Below are 17,126 nucleotides of genomic sequence, written 5' to 3'. Positions count from 1 at the left end.
ATGTTTCCTCAGCAAAATGAACCTACAGTACATATTAAACCTGTACTGACAGTCCCCGCAAGGCAATCCATCATTGAACGCATGGTTCAATCTAATAAGCAGGTCTTGCGGGACGAGTTCGCTGCGCGACTAAGGCGCGCCTTGGTCAATGCCCATGTGCAGCCACACGGCTCTGGCGTGTTCCTCAAGGAGGCAGCGGGCGTAACGCCTAAAGCTGCGAGCAAATGGCTCAACGCCGAGTCGACGCCAGGAGTCGACAAGATGCCCGCCATTGCGCGGGCGCTCGGCGTGCGCACCGAATGGCTGCATTACGGAGAGGGTGAGATGCTGGAGTCGAGCAACGTTGCCGAGCATCCAGCGTTCAAAGAGTCTAACGTCGCGCCGCCACCGAAGATGCAGGGCTATGTCCCGGTGATCTCGTGGGTGCAGGCAGGCGCCTGGACCGAAGTGTGTAACGTCGACTTCCTTGGCGAAGAGATGGTGCCGCGCCCGCCGGCATGCTCCGACGCCACGTTCGCACTACGCGTGAAAGGGCAATCGATGTTGCCGAGGTATGAGCCCAACCTGATTATCTACGTCGACCCCGAGGTGCTGCCGTTCGATGGTGACGACGTGGTCGCCGTTCTGACCGATAGCAACGAAGCCACGTTCAAGCAGTTCGTCGAGGAGCCCGGCGGCGGGCGCATGCTCAAGGCCCGCAACCCGAGCTGGCCTGACCCCTGGGTGCCGATCAACGGCAACTGCGAGATCATTGGCGTGGTGATCGCCACGATGTGGATGAGGACGCCTAGGGCGTCATGAGGCTTTTCCGGGCCCGGCGGAAACCATCAGAGGACGGCAGGGATGGCGAGAGACCTAAAGCAGTACGATGATCCGTTGAGCGTGTATGACGTCAGTCGCTTCCTGACCTTGATTGAAGCGCCCAACATTTGCGACGGCTGCCACGGAGAAGGAATGCTGATCCCGGCAGACGTGGATACTGAAGCTGTGTATGAGTTCAGTCAGCCTGTCTCAAACATGTCAGTGGAGCCGATGGTTTTCGTGACAACGGTGTGCACTCATTGCGGTCGCACTACGTGGTACTGGAAGCAGACAGTAGTAATGCGCCTCAACTTGACGCCCTGGGAGCCTGATCGTGAGTAACCAAGAGCGCAAGTTCCCTCTGGTCAAGCCCATACAGGAACACTCCAGGTACGACGGGTCTCGCTTGCCGCCTCAAGATGTTGATGGCGATAGTGGAGAGGGATATCCTGACGGCACAGAGCCTTCTTCACTGGGAAACTCTTCCATGAGCACCCAAGATCGTTACATCGATGCACGCTTGGAAGGCATCGAAGCTAAGCTGGATGCTCGCATGGAAGCCTTGCAGCGCTTCCAGGAGCAGGCCGACGCGCGCGCCGAGAAGTCCGTTGAGCGTGTTGAAAAGGCCGTCGAGCGGGCTGAGGCAAGCAATCGATCCACTCGCTGGACGGTGATCGGCACCGGACTTGCTGTCATTGGATTGGTAGCGACCATCCTGTACGGCAATCTGACGGCGTTCCAGCAGACGGTGTCTGACCAGGGCGCTTGGTTGCGGCAAAGTGTCGAAAGGATCGAGTCAAAGGTCGAGTCGCGCCCCGCTTCCGGCTCATCTGAAACGGTATTGCCCGAGAGTTAGACATGCCGCGATCCAAGAACCCGCCCGCGAGGCGGGTTTTTGTGCCCGCGTGTAGCATCCCCGCCCGATAGCCGCCCTTGAGGCGGTTTTTTTGTGCCAAAAATTCAATCGAGTAGACCTTTGGTTCATCTGGTCACAAGAAAAATGTACTTTTGGTCTTGACGGTTATTGTACCTCTGGTTCATATTTATATCCGTGGACAGGGCAGCAGCCCACCACCGGCCACCTGGCCACGCTCTTTAACAATCTGACGAACCAGCCAGTCCGTAGCGTAGACATAGAAGGCGCGAGGGGCTGATGGGGATACGCCAACCGGGGCTGTCGAAGTACCGGAGAGGATTCCGGGCTTTGCCACGGCAGAGCCCATCCGAAAGCGGTGAATGCGCAGGCTGATGCGCAGGGAGCAAAGAGGTGATGGGTTCCTAGGCCGGTGACTCGGAGCTTCCGCAGTGGGCCACTAAGGCAGTTGGCAGGGCTCAACACCCTGAGAGTCGGGTTCGATTCCCGCATTGCACGCCGGAGATCAGCATCGGCCACCGCTTTCGGATGACAACGGACAGGAGAGCACGATGCCGAACGAACTTGAAATGCGGCTAAGGCCGATGGATGAAGCCCCGCGAGACGGTACCAAGATTATCGTCAAAGAGCGGAATCAAGACGGCAACTGGTATCGCCTCTGTTGGTGGAAGAAGCCTTATAGCACCAACTCCAATTGCGGTGCCTGGCAGCACCTTTGCGACGGCGACGCCGTATCGCAGATTACCGAGCAGAGGGCGCTTGGCTGGATGCCTGAGCCGAGAAGCGCGTGACAACGGAGCCTACGGGCGAGGGGGAGTGATGCATATCGAAGGACCAGAGGACATGCCGGTATGCCCCGGCTGCGACAACCCAATTGAGGCGCACGAGCCAGCCGAGGTCATCGTCGCTTTTGGGTACCAGGCACTGGCTTGCCAGAGCTGCATAGACGAGATGGAAGAAGGCGACTGAGCACCACGCGATCCCATGCGTCAGTTGGGCCCAGCGCCCCGCCCCGGGCCAGAGTACGGGGCCATCGGAGAGGGTTGTGAGTGATGGCGTGGCGCAGTGTTAACCGACGGCCCGGCATTTCGCGAGTGCGGTGATCGGTTGCGTAGCGATTGGCAATAACCCAGGGGTAGCGCTGCCCCTGGAGCAGTTGCCAGACGTGAGGCTTAGCGCACCTAACCATGGAGTTGGGAGGTCGCCCGTTGTGGGCCGCCATCACTCACAGTCTTCCCCGATGCACCCGCATCACCATCTGTTCCCTGCATTGCCCGCCATCGTGCGGGCTTTTTTCTTCCAGGAGGTCGCATGACCGCAGACACAGCACGCCGTCGCCTCGGGCTGCGGCCTCACGTCGGTGAGCACTGGACCGACAAGATGATCACGAGCGAGCACCGGCGCCGCTGGATGCGCCGAGAGCGTTGGCAGCAGCGCAAGGCCATGGCGGCCCAGGGCGTGACGCCAGGCATCGAAATTTGGAGGTCGGTATGAGCAGAAGCGGATACATAGATGACCAAGACGACACCTGGGCGCTAATCCGTTGGCGAGGCGCCGTAAATTCCGCTCTCCGTGGAAGACGGGGGCAGACGTTCTTGCGAGAGCTCCGAGACGCGATGGATGCGATGCCAGAAAAGCAGCTGGTCAGGGATCACATGGAGTTCAACGGTGGCTTTTGCACTCTCGGCACCGTTGCTCACGCAAGAGGGTTGGACACCCAGTCTCGCGACCCGGAGGAAACGGATTATTGGGCTGAGCAATTGAACATCTCCGAAGCGATGGTGCGAGAGATCGTTTTCATGAACGACGAGGCCTGGTTCCGAGATGAAACCCCCGAGCAGCGTTGGGAGCGTATGCGCAAGTGGGTTTCGGACAACATTCAGGGCGAGTCATGACCCCCGACACTTCATGGCCAGTTATCGGCGCGATCCTGTTCGCGCTGGCATTCATCGGCGCCGTCTGGTGGCGCTAGGAGAGCGATATGAACACAGCACTCGATCACCAACTGACTACCGATGCCGTCGGCGAGCGCCGGAAGGAAAGCGATGACGCCTTCGATATGGATGCCGAGCTGGCTCTGGATTCCTTCATTGATCACGGGCACCTGCCGGGCGGGTACGACGCCGGCGACGTTGACGCGGCGCTGATGGAGGAATGGCCGGACTGTCTGCACCAGGTCAGTCAGTGCAAGACGAGATTCAGCCAGTTGAGGGTATCCCAGCAAATTCAGGTCAAGCGGGAGCAGATCGCACTGCGCCTGGCCAAGAAGGGGCTTCGAGAGGAGAAGGAGGCCGCATGCGCTCACTGATCTTATTGGCGGTGCTCACCCTGGCCGGGTGTGGCGCCCAAGACATCGACACCGAATACGGCCACCAGCACGGCTATGACGCTGTGCGATCGATGATCAACAGCACGAGCCCGGCGCGCAACGGGATCGACTAACAAAAAGCCCCACCGACTGCCATCGGTGGGGCGGATGCGAAATACACAAGGTGAGGATAGCTCAATGAGCAACGCAATCGCCACTATCCGCGAGGACATCTATAACACGCGGGACTCGTTCGCCGCGGTGCTGAGCGAGCCGGGGCTGAACTTCGAACGCGAGGCCGGTTTTGCCGTTCAGGCGATCCAGGCCAGCGATTACATGGTCAAGGTGGCCATGGGCAATCGACAGTCAGTCGTCAATGCGGTGACCAATATCGCCGCTATTGGGATCAGTCTTAATCCAGCCAAAAAACAGGCCTACCTGGTGCCTCGCGACGGCAAGATTTGCCTTGATATCAGCTACATCGGGCTGATGGATCTTGCCATGGCAGCCGGCTCCATTCGTTGGGCTCAAGCCGAGCTAGTTCTCGTCAACGACAGCTTCGCGCTCCAGGGCATGGATCGTCCACCGCTGCATAGTTTCAACCCTTTCGCCAAAGACCGTGGCGACCCGGTGGGCGTCTATGTGGTCGTCAAGACAGCAGATGGTGACTACCTCACCGAGACGATGAGCGTGGACGAGGTGAATGCCATCCGCGACCGTTCAAGCGCATGGAAGGCTTACCAGTCGAAAGGCAAGTCATGCCCTTGGGTCACCGACTGGGGCGAGATGGCGAAGAAGACCTGCGTGAAGCGCGCCTACAAGTACTGGCCCAAAACCGAACAGCTTGAGCAGGCCATTCACCACCTCAACACCGAAGGTAATGAAGGCTTGGCGCCTGAGGGGGCGCCACGGGACGACCAGCTGGCGTCTCGGTGGATTGGTCAGGTGGTGAAGGCCGAAGGCACAGAGGCTCTGAAGGGTGTCTGGCAAAGCGGGCTCGCCGCAATCAAGCAGGCTGGTGACATGGAGGCCTATAGCCAGTTCAAAGCGGCTGTCGAGAAGCGTGGTGCCGAACTCAAGAAGTCCGAATCAAACACCTATGAAGGAGAGACACAATGCGAATCATAGAGTGCGACCAGGGTAGCGCTGATTGGCACCTCGCCCGCGCCGGCTGTATCACCGCCAGTATGTTCGAGACGGCCCGAGCCACGCTGAAAAGTGGGCCAGAGAAGGGCATGCCCACCAAGACTGCTCGCGACTACGCCTTTCGCCTGGCAATCGAGCGAATTAGCGGTGAGCCACTGGATGAAGGGTTCGAGACCTGGCAGATGCGCCGTGGTCACGAGCTTGAGCCAAAGGCGCGGATGGAGCACGAGCTGGCCACCGGCCTGATGGTTCAGCATGCCGGCTTCGTCACCACCGACTGCGGTTTTTTCGGTGCGTCGGCAGATGGCCTGATCGATCCCGAGGGTGGCAGTGAATATAAGTGCTTCATCGCTCCCGACAAGCTTCGTGCCTTCCACATCGATAACGACATCAGCACCGTCATTGACCAGGTGCAGGGCGGCATGTGGATCACGGGTCGCAAGTGGTGGCACATCGGCCTCTATTGCCCGGCACTTGAGTCGATCGGCAAGCAACTCTGGTTCAAGGAGTTCGAGCGCGACGAAGAGTACATCGGAAAGCTCGAGGACGACCTTCTGGCGTTTAAGGCCATGGTGGACGAATACGAACAACTGCTGCGAACCAAGGCAGCGTAGGAGGACAGCATGACCGCAGTCGCAGAGAAAGAATCAACCGAACTGGTCACCGTGCCAGACAAGGAATCCGCGCTCAAGGTGTTCAAGGCCGAACAGGGCCTTGATCCCTATCTGGCAACGATCCGCGGTGAGGTCGATGCCTTCATGGCATCCCCGCCGGCGCTGGATACCAACAAGGGCCGCCAGGCCTACGCCTCCATGGCCCACAAGATCGCTCGTAGCAAGACAGCGATCGACAACATGGGCAAGGAGTTGGTCGCCGACCTCAAGCAGCTACCCAAGACCATTGACGCCGAGCGCAAGCGGTGGCGTGACACGCTGGATGGGTGGCGCGACGAGGTGCGCGGGCCGCTGAATGAGTGGGAGGCGGCAGAGGAGGCGCGCAAGGAGCGCTACGAATCCCGCATTGAGGCGCTGAAGTCTCACGTAGCCCTTGCTGATGGCGAGCCTGCTGACATGGTCGCAGAGCTGATCAATCAAGCGGAAAAAACCAAGATCGACGAGTCTTGGCAGGAATATGAGGCCGAGGCACACCGAGTAAAGGAGTACGTGGTTTCTACCCTCCGCGTAGCCTTCGATCGTCAGCAGAAGCATGAAGCAGAGCAGGCCGAGCTTGCCCGCCTGCGCGCCGAAGCCGAGGCCCGTGAGCAGAAGGAACGCGAGGAGCGTATCGCCCGAGAGGCGGAGGAACGGGCGCGTCGTGAAGCCGAGGCGGCTGCACAGGCCGAGCGGAATGCCGTGGCCCAGCGTGAGCAAGCTGCGCGAGATGAGGCCGCCCGCAAGGAGCGCGAGGCCAGGGAGGCCGCAGAGCGTCGGGAGCGCGAGCACCAAGAGGCGATGGATAAAGCCCAGCGTGAGGCAGAGCAAGAGCGGCAGCGCATTCAGGATGAGCACCGTCGCATGGAGGAAGAGCGGCTGGCAGAGCAGCGCCGCCAGCAAGAGGACGCAGTACAGCGCCAGGCGAACAAAGAGCATCGCACCCGCATCAACCGCGCCGCTCTTGAGGCCATGATCGCCGGCGGGATGCCGGAGGACTGCGCCAAAACGGCTATCACGCTCATTGCGAAAGGGCAGATACCCAGTATCTCGATCAACTACTGACGGGCCCCACATCGGGGCCTTTTTTGTGGGAGGCCGTATGGCACGCACCTGGAGAGGATGGACCACCAGAGAGCTAACTATCCTTGATCGCGATTACCCCGCCGGCGTTCCGGTGGCGGAGATTTCTCGCCGCATCGGTCGCTCTCGTGATGCTGTGAAAACTCGAGCCCAAGAGCGCGGGCTAGAGCATCCGGCTCACAGCAGCGCGCAAGCCATTCGAAACTTTGAAGCGCTGCATGCCCGCCCGTTGGCAAACATCGCTCGAGAGTACCGTGACCGCAGACTGACCCGAACCACGCTGGCTCATGACATCGGCATCGAGAACAAGGCGCTCAGAAACGCCCTTGGTGACTCGCTCTGGTCCTCGTGGCCACGCATGACCATTGGCCGTATCGACGCCGCTAAGCAGCGCCGCAAGGCCGCATGATTGAACGCGCCGTGCCCGGTGGCGCCAATGACCGGGCTTACCGCAGGGAGTGGACGGGCAGAAATATCGCTCTCAGCTATCCGGGCGTCGACCTCCCTCGCTATCCGGTGCGTGCCGGACGCGAGAACCGCAATTGCGGGAGATGTCAGGGATGGCCGGGCACCGCACGTGAAGCGGCAATTTCTTTCTCAGCCTCGGCACACGCCGGGGCTTTTTCGTGGGAGCACGATCATGTGGTTCAAGAATCTCCACCTCTACCGGATGCACGAAGCAAGCCAGCTGGCTAGTGATCAGTTGGAGCCGGCGCTCTATGAGCAGGCGTTACGCCCTCTGAGTGGCAGCGAAGCACGTCGCGTGGGCTGGGTGTCGCCGGCCGGTCGCGGCGGTAATCGCTACCTGCATGAGCTTCAAGGTCATCGCCTCATGAGTATGTGCCGGCAAGAGCGAATCCTTCCTGCCTCAGTGGTGCGAGAGGAAGTCGAGGAGCGAGTCGAGGCGATCGAGGTCGCCGAGAGCCGCAAGCTGCGCCGCCAGGAGAAGCAGGCGATCAAGGAGCAGGTTTACGAGGAGCTGCTGCCGCGGGCATTCGTGCGGACGCAGCGAGTCGACGTGTGGTGGGACGTGCGCCGCAACCTGATCGGCGTGGCCACCTCGAGCCGCAAGCGTGCAGAGGAAGCCCTGGACCTGATGCGCGAGACGCTGGGCAGCCTCAAGGTCACGCCGCTTGCTACGCAGACCCTTCCGATGCGCGCCATGACGACTTGGCTTGCTGACCCCGGTAGCCGGCCGGCCGACATGCAGATCGGGGATCAGGTCGAGCTCAAGGCAAAAGGTGATGACGGCGTGATCCGAGCCCGCCAGGTGGACCTCGACAGCAGCGATATGCACGAGCACCTGGTCTGCGGGCGCCAGGCAAGCAAGCTCGCCCTGGGGCTTGAGGGACGTATGACCTTCGTGCTCCACGATGACCTGGCCATCAAAGCAATTCGCTTCGATGACGCGCTGATTGACGAGGCGAACGAGGCTGATGACGGCGATGACGCTGTAGCCCGCCTCGAGACCGACTTCCTGCTGATGGCTCAGGCCCTGGGCGAAAGCGTGGATCGCGTCGTGGAGTGGATGGGCGGCGAGGCTCAGCAGTATGGCGCGGGCCACAAGGATGACTTGCTTCGACAGGAGGAGCCATGACCAGTCTGAACCTGTTCGGCCATGAGCTCGTGATCGACAATTTCGCCGGCGGCGGCGGTGCCAGCGAGGGTATCGAGCAGGCCTTGGGGCGCCCGGTGGATCTCGCCATCAATCACGACGCCACGGCCATAGCCGTGCACACCGCGAATCACCCGGGCTCTCAGCACAGTGTCGCCGACGTGTGGGACATCGATCCCGAGAAGGCCGCCGCCGGTCGTCCGGTGGGGCTCGCCTGGTTCTCGCCAGACTGCCGCCATCACAGCAAGGCCAAGGGTGGGCGACCGGTCAGCAAGAGCGTTCGCGGTCTGGCCTGGGTGGCCGCCCGATGGGCAGCCAAGGTGAAGCCGCGGATCATCGCCCTGGAGAACGTCGAGGAGTTTCTGGACTGGGGCCCGCTGATGAAGGGCGACGATGGAAAGATTCGTCCTAACCCTGAGCGGAAAGGCGAGACGTTCCGAGGCTTCGTCAATTGCCTGCGGCGCCATGGCTACCAGGTGGAGTGGAAAGTTCTACGAGCGTGCGACTACGGTGCGCCGACCATCCGCCGCCGATTGTTCTTGGTGGCCCGTCGCGACGGACTCCCGATCAAGTGGCCCAAGCCAACGCATTGTGACCCGGCGTCACCGGCGGCTCGGTTGCGCAAGATGAAGCCATGGCGCTCCGCCGCCGAGTGTATCGATTGGTCGATCCCGTGCCCGTCGATCTTCGAGCGTGACCGCCCCCTGGCCGACAACACGCTCAAGCGCATTGCCAAGGGCGTCATGCGCTACGTCGTTGAGAGCGGCGACCCGTTCATCGTGCCGATCGCCAACTATGGTGGTGGCGCCGTGCAGGCCAATGACATCCGCGAGCCGCTGCGAACAGTCACAGCTTGGCCGAAAGGCGGAAGCTTCGCGGTGGTGGCTCCGACACTAGTTCAGACAGGTTATGGCGAAGCGCCAGGCCAAAGCCCTCGCGCTTTAGATATCGAGCGCCCGCTCGGCACAGTGGTCGCCGGTGGCCAGAAACACGCGCTGGTTGCTGCCTTTCTCGCCAAGCACTACACCGGCGTCGTCGGCGCCGACCTCCGGGGCCCAATGCCTACAGTCACCACTACCGATCATAACGCCCTGGTGGCCGCTAGCCTGGTGAACCTCAAGGGGAGCGATCGCGGTGGCAGAGACCTACGTGATCCATTGCCTACCGTATGTGCCGGCGGCACCCACGCCGCGGCGGTCATGGCGTTCCTGGTGAAGTACTACGGGCAGGGCGTCGGGCAGGTGCTGGACGACCCGATGCACACCATGCCGACGAAAGATCGTTTCGGGCTGGTCACCGTGACCATCGAGGGCGAGCAGTACGCCATCGTCGACATTGGCATGAGGATGCTGCAGCCCCACGAGCTGGCGGCAGCTCAGGGATTCCCCGACCACTACGAGTTTGCCCAGGTCAACGGCAAGCCAGTGCCGAAGTACCAGCAGGTCAGGCTGATCGGCAACAGCGTCAGCCCGCCGCCGGCTAAGGCCATCGTCGAGGCGAACTTCACTCATGAGCGCCGGTTTATGCCGGCACCACAAGACAAGGCGGCATAGCCGCAAGGAGGACGCATGCGAATCAAGACGAGTGAATTGGAAGGGCCGGCGCTGGAGAGCCCGCCTGACTTCCTGGTGATGGAGCAGCGCCGAACCCCAAGCGTTAGCTGCCGCCTTCGAAGCCAAATAGATAGATTCTCCGGTCCGGCCTAATATGCATAAAACAACAACAGCTGGAGTCGCTATGCCTGTCGATACTGCGAAGTTACTAAGCGTAGCGTCGAACGAAATCCGCGTCGAGATCATCGACATGCTTGAGGCTCGTGGCGAGATGACAGTCTCCGAGATCAATGCCGAGGTGTCAGTGAAACAATCAGCGCTTTGCCAGCATCTCGGAGTCATGCGGAATGCGAACGTCGTAGAAACGCGGCGCGAACGTCGAGCCGTTTACTACCACCTCGCTGAGAGCGCGGCACTACTCGAGCTGATCGAATGGCAACGACGGCACAGCCAGTAGTAATTCAATCATCGCACTAGCATCCATGCGACGGCGTGGCTTGGCCTGGGAGCTAGGTGTAATATGCGACAAAGTTCATGTGTAGGCGCAGTCATGCCAATTACCCCTCGCGAGCTGCTTCGCATCGCGGCTAACAAAGAGCGCTTTGCAATCCTTGAGACTTTAGAATCACATGGTGAGATGAATGTGACTGCGATAGCTGCTGAGTTATCGGTGATTCAGCCCACCATCAGCAAGCACCTTCGATTGATGCGCAACGCGCTGATCGTCGATTCAAGGCGAGAAGGGGTGTCAATCTACTATCGAGTCGCCGATGACCCTGCCGTGCTTGAGCTCATTGAATGGCAACGACGCCATCGCTAGTAGGAAATCCAGTCATCACGCCGCCCTCGAGGCGGCTTTCTTTTTGCCGGAGGACACGATGCAAAAAGTGCTCCTGACATACAACGAAGCGGGCGAAATGCTCGGCGTAACTCACTGGACGGTGAGGCGATGGGTACAGCAGGGAGTGTTGCGGGCAGTCGGCAGCGGAAAGGGACGCAAGGTCACGCTTGGAAGCATCAGACGACTGGCAGAGCTTGACGCCGACGCACAAGAGTATAAGGCTCACGGTGCGCCCGGCGTGCAGACAGGGGAGAAGACTGCATGCCACACAGAAGGTCGGATTCATCATACTGGTGGGCCTCGTACCTCGAACGCGGCCAGAGAGTTAGACGATCTACTGGAACCACGGACCTGAACGAGGCCAAGGCAATAGAGGCGAAATGGCGATCCCAGGCACACAAGGAACAGCACTGGGAGGTTAAGCTGCCTCGCCTGTTCGAGGAAGTGATGCTCGAGTACCTGCGTGGGTCTGAACACCTGCGTAGTCTCGAGACATTGAAGCGGCAGACAAAAAACCTGCTGGCGTTCTTCAGGGGCCGGCAGGTGAATGATCTGACGGGTCAGGATATCAAGGCATATTGCCGGAAGCGTAAGGATGAAGGCAGGGCCAATGGCACGATAAACCGGGAGTTAGCTGCTTTGTCGTCAGCCATCAACCACTGTAACCGAGAATGGGAGTGGGACCTGCCCAACCCGGTGAAGGGCAGGATGCTGAGGGAGCCACACCACAGGGAGCGGTACTTGACTAGGGCTGAAGTCGGGAGACTGATTGCCGAGGCGAGGAAGCTGCGTCACGGGGATCTGCTGGCAGACTTCGTAGAGGTCGCCGTCCACACGGGATGCCGGCGAGGGGAGCTGCTCAACCTTGACTGGTCGAGGATAGGGCTGGATAGGGAGAGGGAGTCGATCACGCTGAACGCTCGGCATACCAAGTCAGGAAAGCCCCGAATGGTTCCGATGAACGCAACGGCAGTAGCGGCGATAAAGAGAAGGGCGGCATGGCGTGCTGAGAACGCGCCACACTCGCCCTGGGTCTTCGCCCGTGAGGGCGGAACTCAAGTGAAGTCCTTGAGGTGCGGATTTGCTCAGGCAGCAAAGCAGGCTGGCCTATCTGATATCCGCATTCATGACCTTCGGCACACTGCTGCATCCTGGCTGGTAACAGACGGTGTTCCATTGGAGGTCGTGAAGGAGCTGCTGGGTCATTCCAGCATAACGATGACGGAGCGATATGCCCATCTTGCGCCGCATCGAGTGAGGGAGGCCGTGAATCAGCTAAGTCACGATTCGGTCACGTTCGATAATCTAGTGCGTCGAGACAACGTGGTCGGAATCGGGAAAAGCTGAGGCAAATCAAAATGGTGCGGATGGGGAGACTCGAACTCCCACGCGCTAAGGCACTAGAACCTAAATCTAGCGTGTCTACCAATTCCACCACATCCGCACGGTAGGCGGGCACATTTTACGATAGATGCCCCTAAAGTCAATGGCCTGTTGGCAGGGTGAGATGCATTGCTGCGGCCTCGGCTCGGGCCTTTGGCGTCTGGCCATCGAGTCTCGGCACGATACCCAGGCACGGCGCTGCCAGGCGGGCCCGCAGGTGATCGATGTTGTCGCCGAACAGGCCTGCATCGGCGGCAAACCCTGGGTCGACCAGGTTGCCCACCCACCCGGCGATCGGCAGGCCGTCGGCGCGGATCGCTTCGGCGCTCAGGCGTGCGTGATTGAGGCAGCCAAGCTTCAGGCCGACCACCAGGATCACCGGTAGCGCCAGGCGCTCGGCCAGGCCCGCGAGGTCTTCGTCGTCGTTGAGCGGCACACGCCAGCCGCCGGCGCCCTCGACCAGGGCCAGGTCGCGTGGCTCGGCCAGGGCCGGGGCGAGAGCGTGCACCAGACCCTCGAGGGTGAGCCGGTCCCCGGCGTAGCGTGCGGCAAGGTGGGGGGCGATGGGCGGTGCATAGGCGTAAGGGTTGATCTGCTCATAGGCCATGGCGGGCGTGCTCTGAGCCTGCAGGGTCAGGGCATCGATGTTGCGCAGGCCAAGCGCCGTGGATTCGCACCCCGAGGCGACGGGTTTCAGGCCCAGGGTGGTCATGGCCTGTCGGCGGGCCAGGGCCAGAAGGCCCGAGGCAACCAGGGTCTTGCCGGCGTCGGTATCGGTGCCGGTGATGAAATAGCAGGGCATGGCAGGCCTCGTGGTCAAGGGCATGGGGCATGGGGCCGTCGAGCCGAGCCGCGGCGGCACGAGTCTCGCTTCGGCATTGTCATCGGCATTGTCATCGGCACTGTCATCGGCACTGTCATCGGCGTTGTCGCCGGCAACCAGAGGCGTTGATGTCGCCCCCGGTGGCTTTAGTGCTCGAGCACCAGGGTCAGGCACTGATAGCTGACCGGCAGGCCTCGCCGTGTGCGGAGTGTTTCGTAACGCGACCGGGCACGCTCGATGTCACCTCGGGTCAGCCGGACACCGTCCCTGGCGACCTGGGCGCCGACGCCCTTGACCGAGGCCATGACGGCGGCCAGGTCGGCATAGTAGAAGCGTTCCCGTCGCTGGCTGATGTGGATGCGTCGCCAACCGCCAAGCGCTGCGGCTTGGCGGTGGGTCGCGAGATCGCTGAAGGCCAGGACACCACTGGAGGTGGCGGGTCGCGACCAGGCCAGGTCGATCTCGGCCAGAGTGCCTGGCGCCAGGGTGTTGACGATGGTGCGGCCGCCTCGGCGAGTCACCCGAGCGAATTCCGCGAGTACCGCCGGCAGGTCGAGGCACCACTGGATGGCCAGGTTGGAGACGACGAGGTCCTGGCTACCATCGCGCAGCGGCAGTCGTGCGGCATCGGCGCACAGCCAGTGGTTGTCGCCTGCGCCAGCCACTCGGTTGGCACCGTGACGGCGCCTGGCTTCGTCGAGCATGGCCGGTGTCACGTCCACGCCGAGCAAGCGTGCCTCGGGGTAGTGTCGACGTATCGCTGGGGTCAGCGACCCCGGGCCGCAGCCAACGTCGACGATAGATCGTGCCTGGGCAGGAAAATAGTCACCAAGAGACTGGGCCATCTGGGCCTGGGCAACGGCCTGCTCGGCGTAGCCCGATGCCGCACGCGAGAACGCACGAGCGACGCGGCGTTGCCAGTTCGCCGCCAGGTCGTCGGTGTCCGGCGGCGTCGCGGGTCGCGTTTGGCGTGGCGCGGCGGAGGGTAGAGGCAGGTTCATGGGCTGGCCTCACAGGAGCGCTGTGTGGGGGATGCTTGCATGGCCTTGGCATGGCGTTCGATGGCGGCTGCCAGGCGGGATGGCTGGCTCGTCATCGGGCTGTGGCCGGCGTCTTGAATCCGCTCATGGGCGGCGCGGCGAACCTCGGGCGCCAGCAGCGGGTCGCTGTCGCCGCACAGGTGCACCACCGGGCAGCGGGCGGCGGATAGCGTTCTTTCGACATCGAGTGTGGCCAGGGCATCGAGGCCCCTCGCCAGGGTGTCAGTGTCGGCCGGCGGCTCGTCGCCGAGCCAGCCGCGCAGTTCGCGAAGGGACTCTCTGGGTGAGGGTTCGCCGCGGAGCTGCCAGCGCAAAAAATGGTCTCGGGTGGCGTCCGGGGCGCGCTGGAAGGCCTGGCGAAAGCGTTCCAGGGCATGATGATCGACGCCCTCGGGATGACAGAAGCGGGGGCCCATGCCGAGCATGATCAGGCCCCGCGGTGCGGGCAGGTACTCGAGCAGCGCGGCGGCGTACAACGCGCCGAGCGACCAGCCGACCCAGACCGCATCACTGGGCAGGTCGTCGGCCATCGCCGCGGCCATGGCCGGTAATGCCTCGGCGTCTGCCATCGGACGCTTCCGGCGTTGCCCCACGCCAGGCCAGTCGGGACGCGAGGTGTGAGTGGCCGGCGACCAGTAGGGAGTCAACGGCAACCATACGCGCGCGTCGACCCCCCAGCCCGACAGCAGGACCAGCGCGGTCATGTTGCGGCTTCCGTCATGAGCTCCCCCAGGGCCTCGAGCAGCGCGTGAATGTCTTCCGGGCGGTGGGTGGCGCTAAGCGTGATGCGCAGGCGCGACTGGCCCTTGGGCACCGTGGGCGGACGGATGGCGCCAACGCGCAAGCCCGACTGGCCGAGGCGGGTGGCCCAGGTCAGGACCCGGGCCTCATCGCCGAGCAGTAGCGGCTGAATGGGCGTGGTCGAGGCCATCAAGGGCAGGCCCAATTGCGCGGCTCCCGCGCGAAATGCGGCGATGTTGTGCGCCAGGCGCTTGCGGCGCTGGGGCTCGTCCTTGATCACTTCCAGCGCTGCCAGGGTCGCCGCGGCGACCCCCGGAGGCAGGGCCGTCGTATAAACGTAGGGGCGGGCGAACTGGATCAGGTGGTCGATCAGGGCGTCGTCACCGGCGACGAAGGCGCCGGCGGTACCGAGGGCCTTGCCGAGGGTGCCGACCAGCACCTGGACCTGGTCGCTGCCGTGACCGCGCCCGACGCAGCCGTCGCCGGCATCGCCGAGCACGCCCAGGCCGTGAGCGTCGTCGATCATCAGCCAGGCGTCGTGGTGCCTGGCCTGCGCCGCGAGGCCTGGGACGTCGGCGATATCGCCATCCATGCTGAACACCCCATCGCTGACGATCAGGGCGCGATCCGCCGCCGGCTTACGCCGCAGCAGGCGCGCGAGATCGGTCAGGTCGGCGTGATGAAAGCGCCGCGAGCGAGCCCCGGCCAATTGGGCGCCGTCGATCAGAGAGGCGTGGTTGAAGCGGTCCTGGTAGACGTGAACCCGTGAGTCGCACAGGGCCTGCAAGGTACCGAGGTTGGCCATGTAGCCGGTGGAGAACAGTAAGGCGCGCGGGCGGCCGGTCAGTCGGGCCAGCGCCTCCTCCAGCGCTTCGTGTACCTCGAGGTGTCCGCTGACCAGGTGCGATGCGCCGCTTCCGGCGCCGAAGCGACACGCGGCCTCGGCCTCGGCCTCGGCCAGGCGCGGGTCGCGGCTGAGGCCGAGGTAATCGTTGCTGGCAAAATCGATGAGCGCGTCGGCGCTGGGGCGAGTGCGTCGCACCCGCCAACACCCGCTGTCGTGTCGCTGGCGGGCACGCTCGGCGAGATGGTCAGGCCAGCGGCATGCGATGCTCATCGTTAGACCGCCGCGGCGTCGTAGAAGAGCGCCTGGGAGGCCTGGCGTTGCATGGCCTGGGTCAGCTCGCCCTCGCGTTCCTCGTCGCTGTGGCAGGTGTCGCGGCGTTCAGGATAGATGCCGAGCTTGGTGAACAGGGCACGGTCTTTCTCGACCTGAGGGTTGCCGGTGGTTAACAGCGTATCGCCGTAGAAGATCGAGTTGGCCCCGGCCAAGAAGGCCAGCGCCTGGGTCGATTCGTCCATCTGCTCGCGGCCGGCAGAGAGGCGCACGTGGCTCGCCGGCATCAGGATGCGGGCAACGGCGATGGCGCGCAGGAACTCGATGGGGTCGAGGTCAGCGACGTTTTCCAGCGGTGTTCCTGGGACTTTGACCAACATGTTGATCGGCACGGATTCGGGGTGAGGGGACAGCTTGACCAGTTGCTGGAGTAGCGCCGCGCGGTCACGCGGAGCCTCGCCCATGCCGAGAATTCCGCCGGAGCAGATCTTCATGCCGGCGTCGCGGACGTTGCCCAGGGTGTCGAGACGCTCGGCGTAGCTACGGGTGGTGATGATCTCACCGTAGTATTCCGGTGACGTGTCGAGATTGTGGTTGTAGTAGTCGAGGCCGGCATCGGACAGTTGGCGGGCCTGATCGCCATCGACCATGCCCAGTGTCATGCAGGTTTCAAGGCCCAGCGCCTTGACCCTCTTGACCATCTCAAGCACTACCTCGAGATCGCGCTGACGCGGGCTACGCCAGGCCGCTCCCATGCAGAAACGGCTGGCGCCGGCGTCCAGGGCCGATCGGGCCTGCTCCACCACCTTGTCGATCTCGAGCAGCTTTTCCTTGTCGAGGCCCGTGTTGTAGTGGCCGGACTGCGGGCAGTACTTGCAGTCTTCGGGGCAGGCGCCGGTCTTGATCGACAGTAGCGTCGACACCTGCACGGCATTGGCGTCGAAGTGTTGACGATGGACGTGCTGTGCTCGAAACAGCAGGTCGTTGAAGGGCAATGCGAAGAGGGCTTCGATCTCGTCGAGGGACCAGTCGTGGCGCGGGACGCCGGCCTTGTCTAGGGTGGAATCGAGGGCATGCGGCATGGCGGACATGGAGGGCTCGCTATGGTCAACTCTAAGGAGGGTCACGGGTTGACGCTAAGGATAAGGCTC

Annotated in this window: 22 protein-coding genes and 1 tRNA gene; 17 read left to right on the top strand and 6 right to left on the bottom strand. The window is 62.5% G+C overall.

Features of this window, described 5'->3' with window-relative positions; genetic code table 11:
* The 17 genes from ACUN9Y_RS09550 to ACUN9Y_RS09470 all read left to right on the top strand — a co-directional run bounded on the left by ACUN9Y_RS09550 (position 1) and on the right by ACUN9Y_RS09470 (position 12,218).
* A complete protein-coding gene (locus ACUN9Y_RS09550; RefSeq protein WP_445460472.1) occupies positions 1-801 on the top strand; it encodes a LexA family protein in 801 nt (266 codons plus the stop codon).
* 487 nt (positions 802-1,288) lie between these two features.
* Positions 1,289-1,657: a hypothetical protein gene (locus ACUN9Y_RS09545; protein WP_445460471.1), complete on the top strand. Its 369-nt coding sequence runs from the start codon at positions 1,289-1,291 to the stop codon at positions 1,655-1,657.
* Between the two features lie 569 nt (positions 1,658-2,226).
* Positions 2,227-2,466, top strand: a complete 240-nt coding sequence (locus ACUN9Y_RS09540) for a hypothetical protein (RefSeq protein ID WP_445460470.1) — start codon at positions 2,227-2,229, stop codon at positions 2,464-2,466.
* Between the two features lie 520 nt (positions 2,467-2,986).
* Positions 2,987-3,169 carry a hypothetical protein gene (locus ACUN9Y_RS09535; RefSeq protein WP_445460469.1) on the top strand — a complete coding sequence of 61 codons (183 nt, stop codon included), beginning with the start codon at positions 2,987-2,989 and terminating at the stop codon, positions 3,167-3,169.
* 122 nt (positions 3,170-3,291) lie between these two features.
* On the top strand, positions 3,292-3,570 hold the full coding sequence (locus tag ACUN9Y_RS09530) for a hypothetical protein (protein ID WP_445460468.1): 279 nt from the start codon (positions 3,292-3,294) through the stop codon (positions 3,568-3,570).
* Between the two features lie 86 nt (positions 3,571-3,656).
* Entirely contained in the window at positions 3,657-3,983 is a 327-nt protein-coding gene (locus ACUN9Y_RS09525) for a hypothetical protein (protein WP_445460467.1), read from the top strand.
* Positions 3,971-4,117, top strand: coding sequence for a hypothetical protein (locus ACUN9Y_RS09520; protein ID WP_445460466.1), 147 nt, complete (start codon positions 3,971-3,973; stop codon positions 4,115-4,117). Before ACUN9Y_RS09525 ends, ACUN9Y_RS09520 begins: the two co-directional genes overlap by 13 nt.
* Before the next feature lie 64 nt (positions 4,118-4,181).
* Positions 4,182-5,111: a recombinase RecT gene (locus ACUN9Y_RS09515; protein WP_445460465.1), complete on the top strand. Its 930-nt coding sequence runs from the start codon at positions 4,182-4,184 to the stop codon at positions 5,109-5,111.
* Complete coding sequence (locus ACUN9Y_RS09510; RefSeq protein WP_445460464.1) at positions 5,099-5,743, top strand: lambda exonuclease family protein; 645 nt, start codon at positions 5,099-5,101, stop codon at positions 5,741-5,743. The genes ACUN9Y_RS09515 and ACUN9Y_RS09510 overlap by 13 nt, the downstream gene beginning before the upstream one ends.
* A 9-nt stretch (positions 5,744-5,752) precedes the next feature.
* Complete coding sequence (locus tag ACUN9Y_RS09505) at positions 5,753-6,844, top strand: hypothetical protein (protein WP_445460463.1); 1,092 nt, start codon at positions 5,753-5,755, stop codon at positions 6,842-6,844.
* Between the two features lie 37 nt (positions 6,845-6,881).
* Positions 6,882-7,271, top strand: coding sequence for a hypothetical protein (locus ACUN9Y_RS09500; RefSeq protein ID WP_445460462.1), 390 nt, complete (start codon positions 6,882-6,884; stop codon positions 7,269-7,271).
* A 231-nt stretch (positions 7,272-7,502) separates the two neighbouring features.
* On the top strand, positions 7,503-8,459 hold the full coding sequence (locus ACUN9Y_RS09495; protein ID WP_445460682.1) for a recombination-associated protein RdgC: 957 nt from the start codon (positions 7,503-7,505) through the stop codon (positions 8,457-8,459).
* Positions 8,456-10,030 carry a DNA cytosine methyltransferase gene (locus tag ACUN9Y_RS09490; protein WP_445460461.1) on the top strand — a complete coding sequence of 525 codons (1,575 nt, stop codon included), beginning with the start codon at positions 8,456-8,458 and terminating at the stop codon, positions 10,028-10,030. The genes ACUN9Y_RS09495 and ACUN9Y_RS09490 overlap by 4 nt, the downstream gene beginning before the upstream one ends.
* Positions 10,031-10,214: 184 nt before the next feature.
* The gene (locus ACUN9Y_RS09485) at positions 10,215-10,487 is read left to right on the top strand and encodes an ArsR/SmtB family transcription factor (RefSeq protein ID WP_445460460.1); all 273 of its coding nucleotides are present in this window, start codon (positions 10,215-10,217) and stop codon (positions 10,485-10,487) included.
* Between the two features lie 93 nt (positions 10,488-10,580).
* On the top strand, positions 10,581-10,850 hold the full coding sequence (locus ACUN9Y_RS09480) for an ArsR/SmtB family transcription factor (RefSeq protein ID WP_445460459.1): 270 nt from the start codon (positions 10,581-10,583) through the stop codon (positions 10,848-10,850).
* Positions 10,801-11,226, top strand: a complete 426-nt coding sequence (locus tag ACUN9Y_RS09475; protein ID WP_445460458.1) for a helix-turn-helix domain-containing protein — start codon at positions 10,801-10,803, stop codon at positions 11,224-11,226. Before ACUN9Y_RS09480 ends, ACUN9Y_RS09475 begins: the two co-directional genes overlap by 50 nt.
* Positions 11,133-12,218, top strand: a complete 1,086-nt coding sequence (locus ACUN9Y_RS09470) for a tyrosine-type recombinase/integrase (protein ID WP_445460457.1) — start codon at positions 11,133-11,135, stop codon at positions 12,216-12,218. Before ACUN9Y_RS09475 ends, ACUN9Y_RS09470 begins: the two co-directional genes overlap by 94 nt.
* Positions 12,219-12,230: 12 nt before the next feature.
* On the opposite strand, the gene ACUN9Y_RS09465 is transcribed toward ACUN9Y_RS09470, so the two are convergent.
* The 6 genes from ACUN9Y_RS09465 to bioB form a co-directional block, all read right to left on the bottom strand.
* Positions 12,231-12,315, bottom strand: a tRNA-Leu gene (locus ACUN9Y_RS09465).
* A gap of 39 nt (positions 12,316-12,354) precedes the next feature.
* Positions 12,355-13,056 (bottom strand): dethiobiotin synthase, encoded by a 702-nt coding sequence (gene bioD, locus ACUN9Y_RS09460; protein ID WP_445460456.1) that lies wholly within the window; start codon positions 13,054-13,056, stop codon positions 12,355-12,357.
* A 167-nt stretch (positions 13,057-13,223) separates the two neighbouring features.
* Entirely contained in the window at positions 13,224-14,078 is an 855-nt protein-coding gene (locus tag ACUN9Y_RS09455; RefSeq protein WP_445460455.1) for a methyltransferase domain-containing protein, read from the bottom strand.
* A complete protein-coding gene (locus tag ACUN9Y_RS09450) occupies positions 14,075-14,821 on the bottom strand; it encodes an alpha/beta fold hydrolase (RefSeq protein WP_445460454.1) in 747 nt (248 codons plus the stop codon). Before ACUN9Y_RS09450 ends, ACUN9Y_RS09455 begins: the two co-directional genes overlap by 4 nt.
* Positions 14,818-15,975, bottom strand: a complete 1,158-nt coding sequence (gene bioF, locus ACUN9Y_RS09445) for an 8-amino-7-oxononanoate synthase (RefSeq protein ID WP_445460453.1) — start codon at positions 15,973-15,975, stop codon at positions 14,818-14,820. The genes ACUN9Y_RS09450 and bioF overlap by 4 nt, the downstream gene beginning before the upstream one ends.
* Positions 15,976-15,977: 2 nt before the next feature.
* On the bottom strand, positions 15,978-17,066 hold the full coding sequence (gene bioB / locus ACUN9Y_RS09440) for a biotin synthase BioB (RefSeq protein WP_445460452.1): 1,089 nt from the start codon (positions 17,064-17,066) through the stop codon (positions 15,978-15,980).
* Positions 17,067-17,126 lie beyond the last annotated feature (60 nt).

Source organism: Halomonas sp. V046, from assembly GCF_052645355.1.
Note: the sequence above shows the minus strand (reverse complement) of the source record. Positions and strands in the feature narration are given on the sequence as shown.

Bases quoted from the DNA above. Each gene is read 5' to 3' on its own strand.
- ACUN9Y_RS09515 (WP_445460465.1), top strand. From the start codon at position 4,182: ATGAGCAACGCAATCGCCACTATCCGCGAGGACATCTATAACACGCGG.
- ACUN9Y_RS09510 (WP_445460464.1), top strand. From the start codon at position 5,099: ATGCGAATCATAGAGTGCGACCAGGGTAGCGCTGATTGGCACCTCGCC.
- ACUN9Y_RS09485 (WP_445460460.1), top strand. From the start codon at position 10,215: ATGCCTGTCGATACTGCGAAGTTACTAAGCGTAGCGTCGAACGAAATC.
- ACUN9Y_RS09550 (WP_445460472.1), top strand. From the start codon at position 1: ATGTTTCCTCAGCAAAATGAACCTACAGTACATATTAAACCTGTACTG.
- bioD (WP_445460456.1), bottom strand. From the start codon at position 13,056: ATGCCCTGCTATTTCATCACCGGCACCGATACCGACGCCGGCAAGACC.
- ACUN9Y_RS09480 (WP_445460459.1), top strand. From the start codon at position 10,581: ATGCCAATTACCCCTCGCGAGCTGCTTCGCATCGCGGCTAACAAAGAG.
- bioF (WP_445460453.1), bottom strand. From the start codon at position 15,975: ATGAGCATCGCATGCCGCTGGCCTGACCATCTCGCCGAGCGTGCCCGC.
- ACUN9Y_RS09475 (WP_445460458.1), top strand. From the start codon at position 10,801: ATGACCCTGCCGTGCTTGAGCTCATTGAATGGCAACGACGCCATCGCT.
- ACUN9Y_RS09520 (WP_445460466.1), top strand. From the start codon at position 3,971: ATGCGCTCACTGATCTTATTGGCGGTGCTCACCCTGGCCGGGTGTGGC.
- ACUN9Y_RS09455 (WP_445460455.1), bottom strand. From the start codon at position 14,078: ATGAACCTGCCTCTACCCTCCGCCGCGCCACGCCAAACGCGACCCGCG.
- ACUN9Y_RS09530 (WP_445460468.1), top strand. From the start codon at position 3,292: ATGGATGCGATGCCAGAAAAGCAGCTGGTCAGGGATCACATGGAGTTC.
- ACUN9Y_RS09450 (WP_445460454.1), bottom strand. From the start codon at position 14,821: ATGACCGCGCTGGTCCTGCTGTCGGGCTGGGGGGTCGACGCGCGCGTA.
- ACUN9Y_RS09535 (WP_445460469.1), top strand. From the start codon at position 2,987: ATGACCGCAGACACAGCACGCCGTCGCCTCGGGCTGCGGCCTCACGTC.
- ACUN9Y_RS09495 (WP_445460682.1), top strand. From the start codon at position 7,503: ATGTGGTTCAAGAATCTCCACCTCTACCGGATGCACGAAGCAAGCCAG.
- ACUN9Y_RS09540 (WP_445460470.1), top strand. From the start codon at position 2,227: ATGCCGAACGAACTTGAAATGCGGCTAAGGCCGATGGATGAAGCCCCG.
- ACUN9Y_RS09505 (WP_445460463.1), top strand. From the start codon at position 5,753: ATGACCGCAGTCGCAGAGAAAGAATCAACCGAACTGGTCACCGTGCCA.
- ACUN9Y_RS09525 (WP_445460467.1), top strand. From the start codon at position 3,657: ATGAACACAGCACTCGATCACCAACTGACTACCGATGCCGTCGGCGAG.
- ACUN9Y_RS09545 (WP_445460471.1), top strand. From the start codon at position 1,289: ATGAGCACCCAAGATCGTTACATCGATGCACGCTTGGAAGGCATCGAA.
- ACUN9Y_RS09490 (WP_445460461.1), top strand. From the start codon at position 8,456: ATGACCAGTCTGAACCTGTTCGGCCATGAGCTCGTGATCGACAATTTC.
- ACUN9Y_RS09470 (WP_445460457.1), top strand. From the start codon at position 11,133: ATGCCACACAGAAGGTCGGATTCATCATACTGGTGGGCCTCGTACCTC.
- ACUN9Y_RS09500 (WP_445460462.1), top strand. From the start codon at position 6,882: ATGGCACGCACCTGGAGAGGATGGACCACCAGAGAGCTAACTATCCTT.
- bioB (WP_445460452.1), bottom strand. From the start codon at position 17,066: ATGTCCGCCATGCCGCATGCCCTCGATTCCACCCTAGACAAGGCCGGC.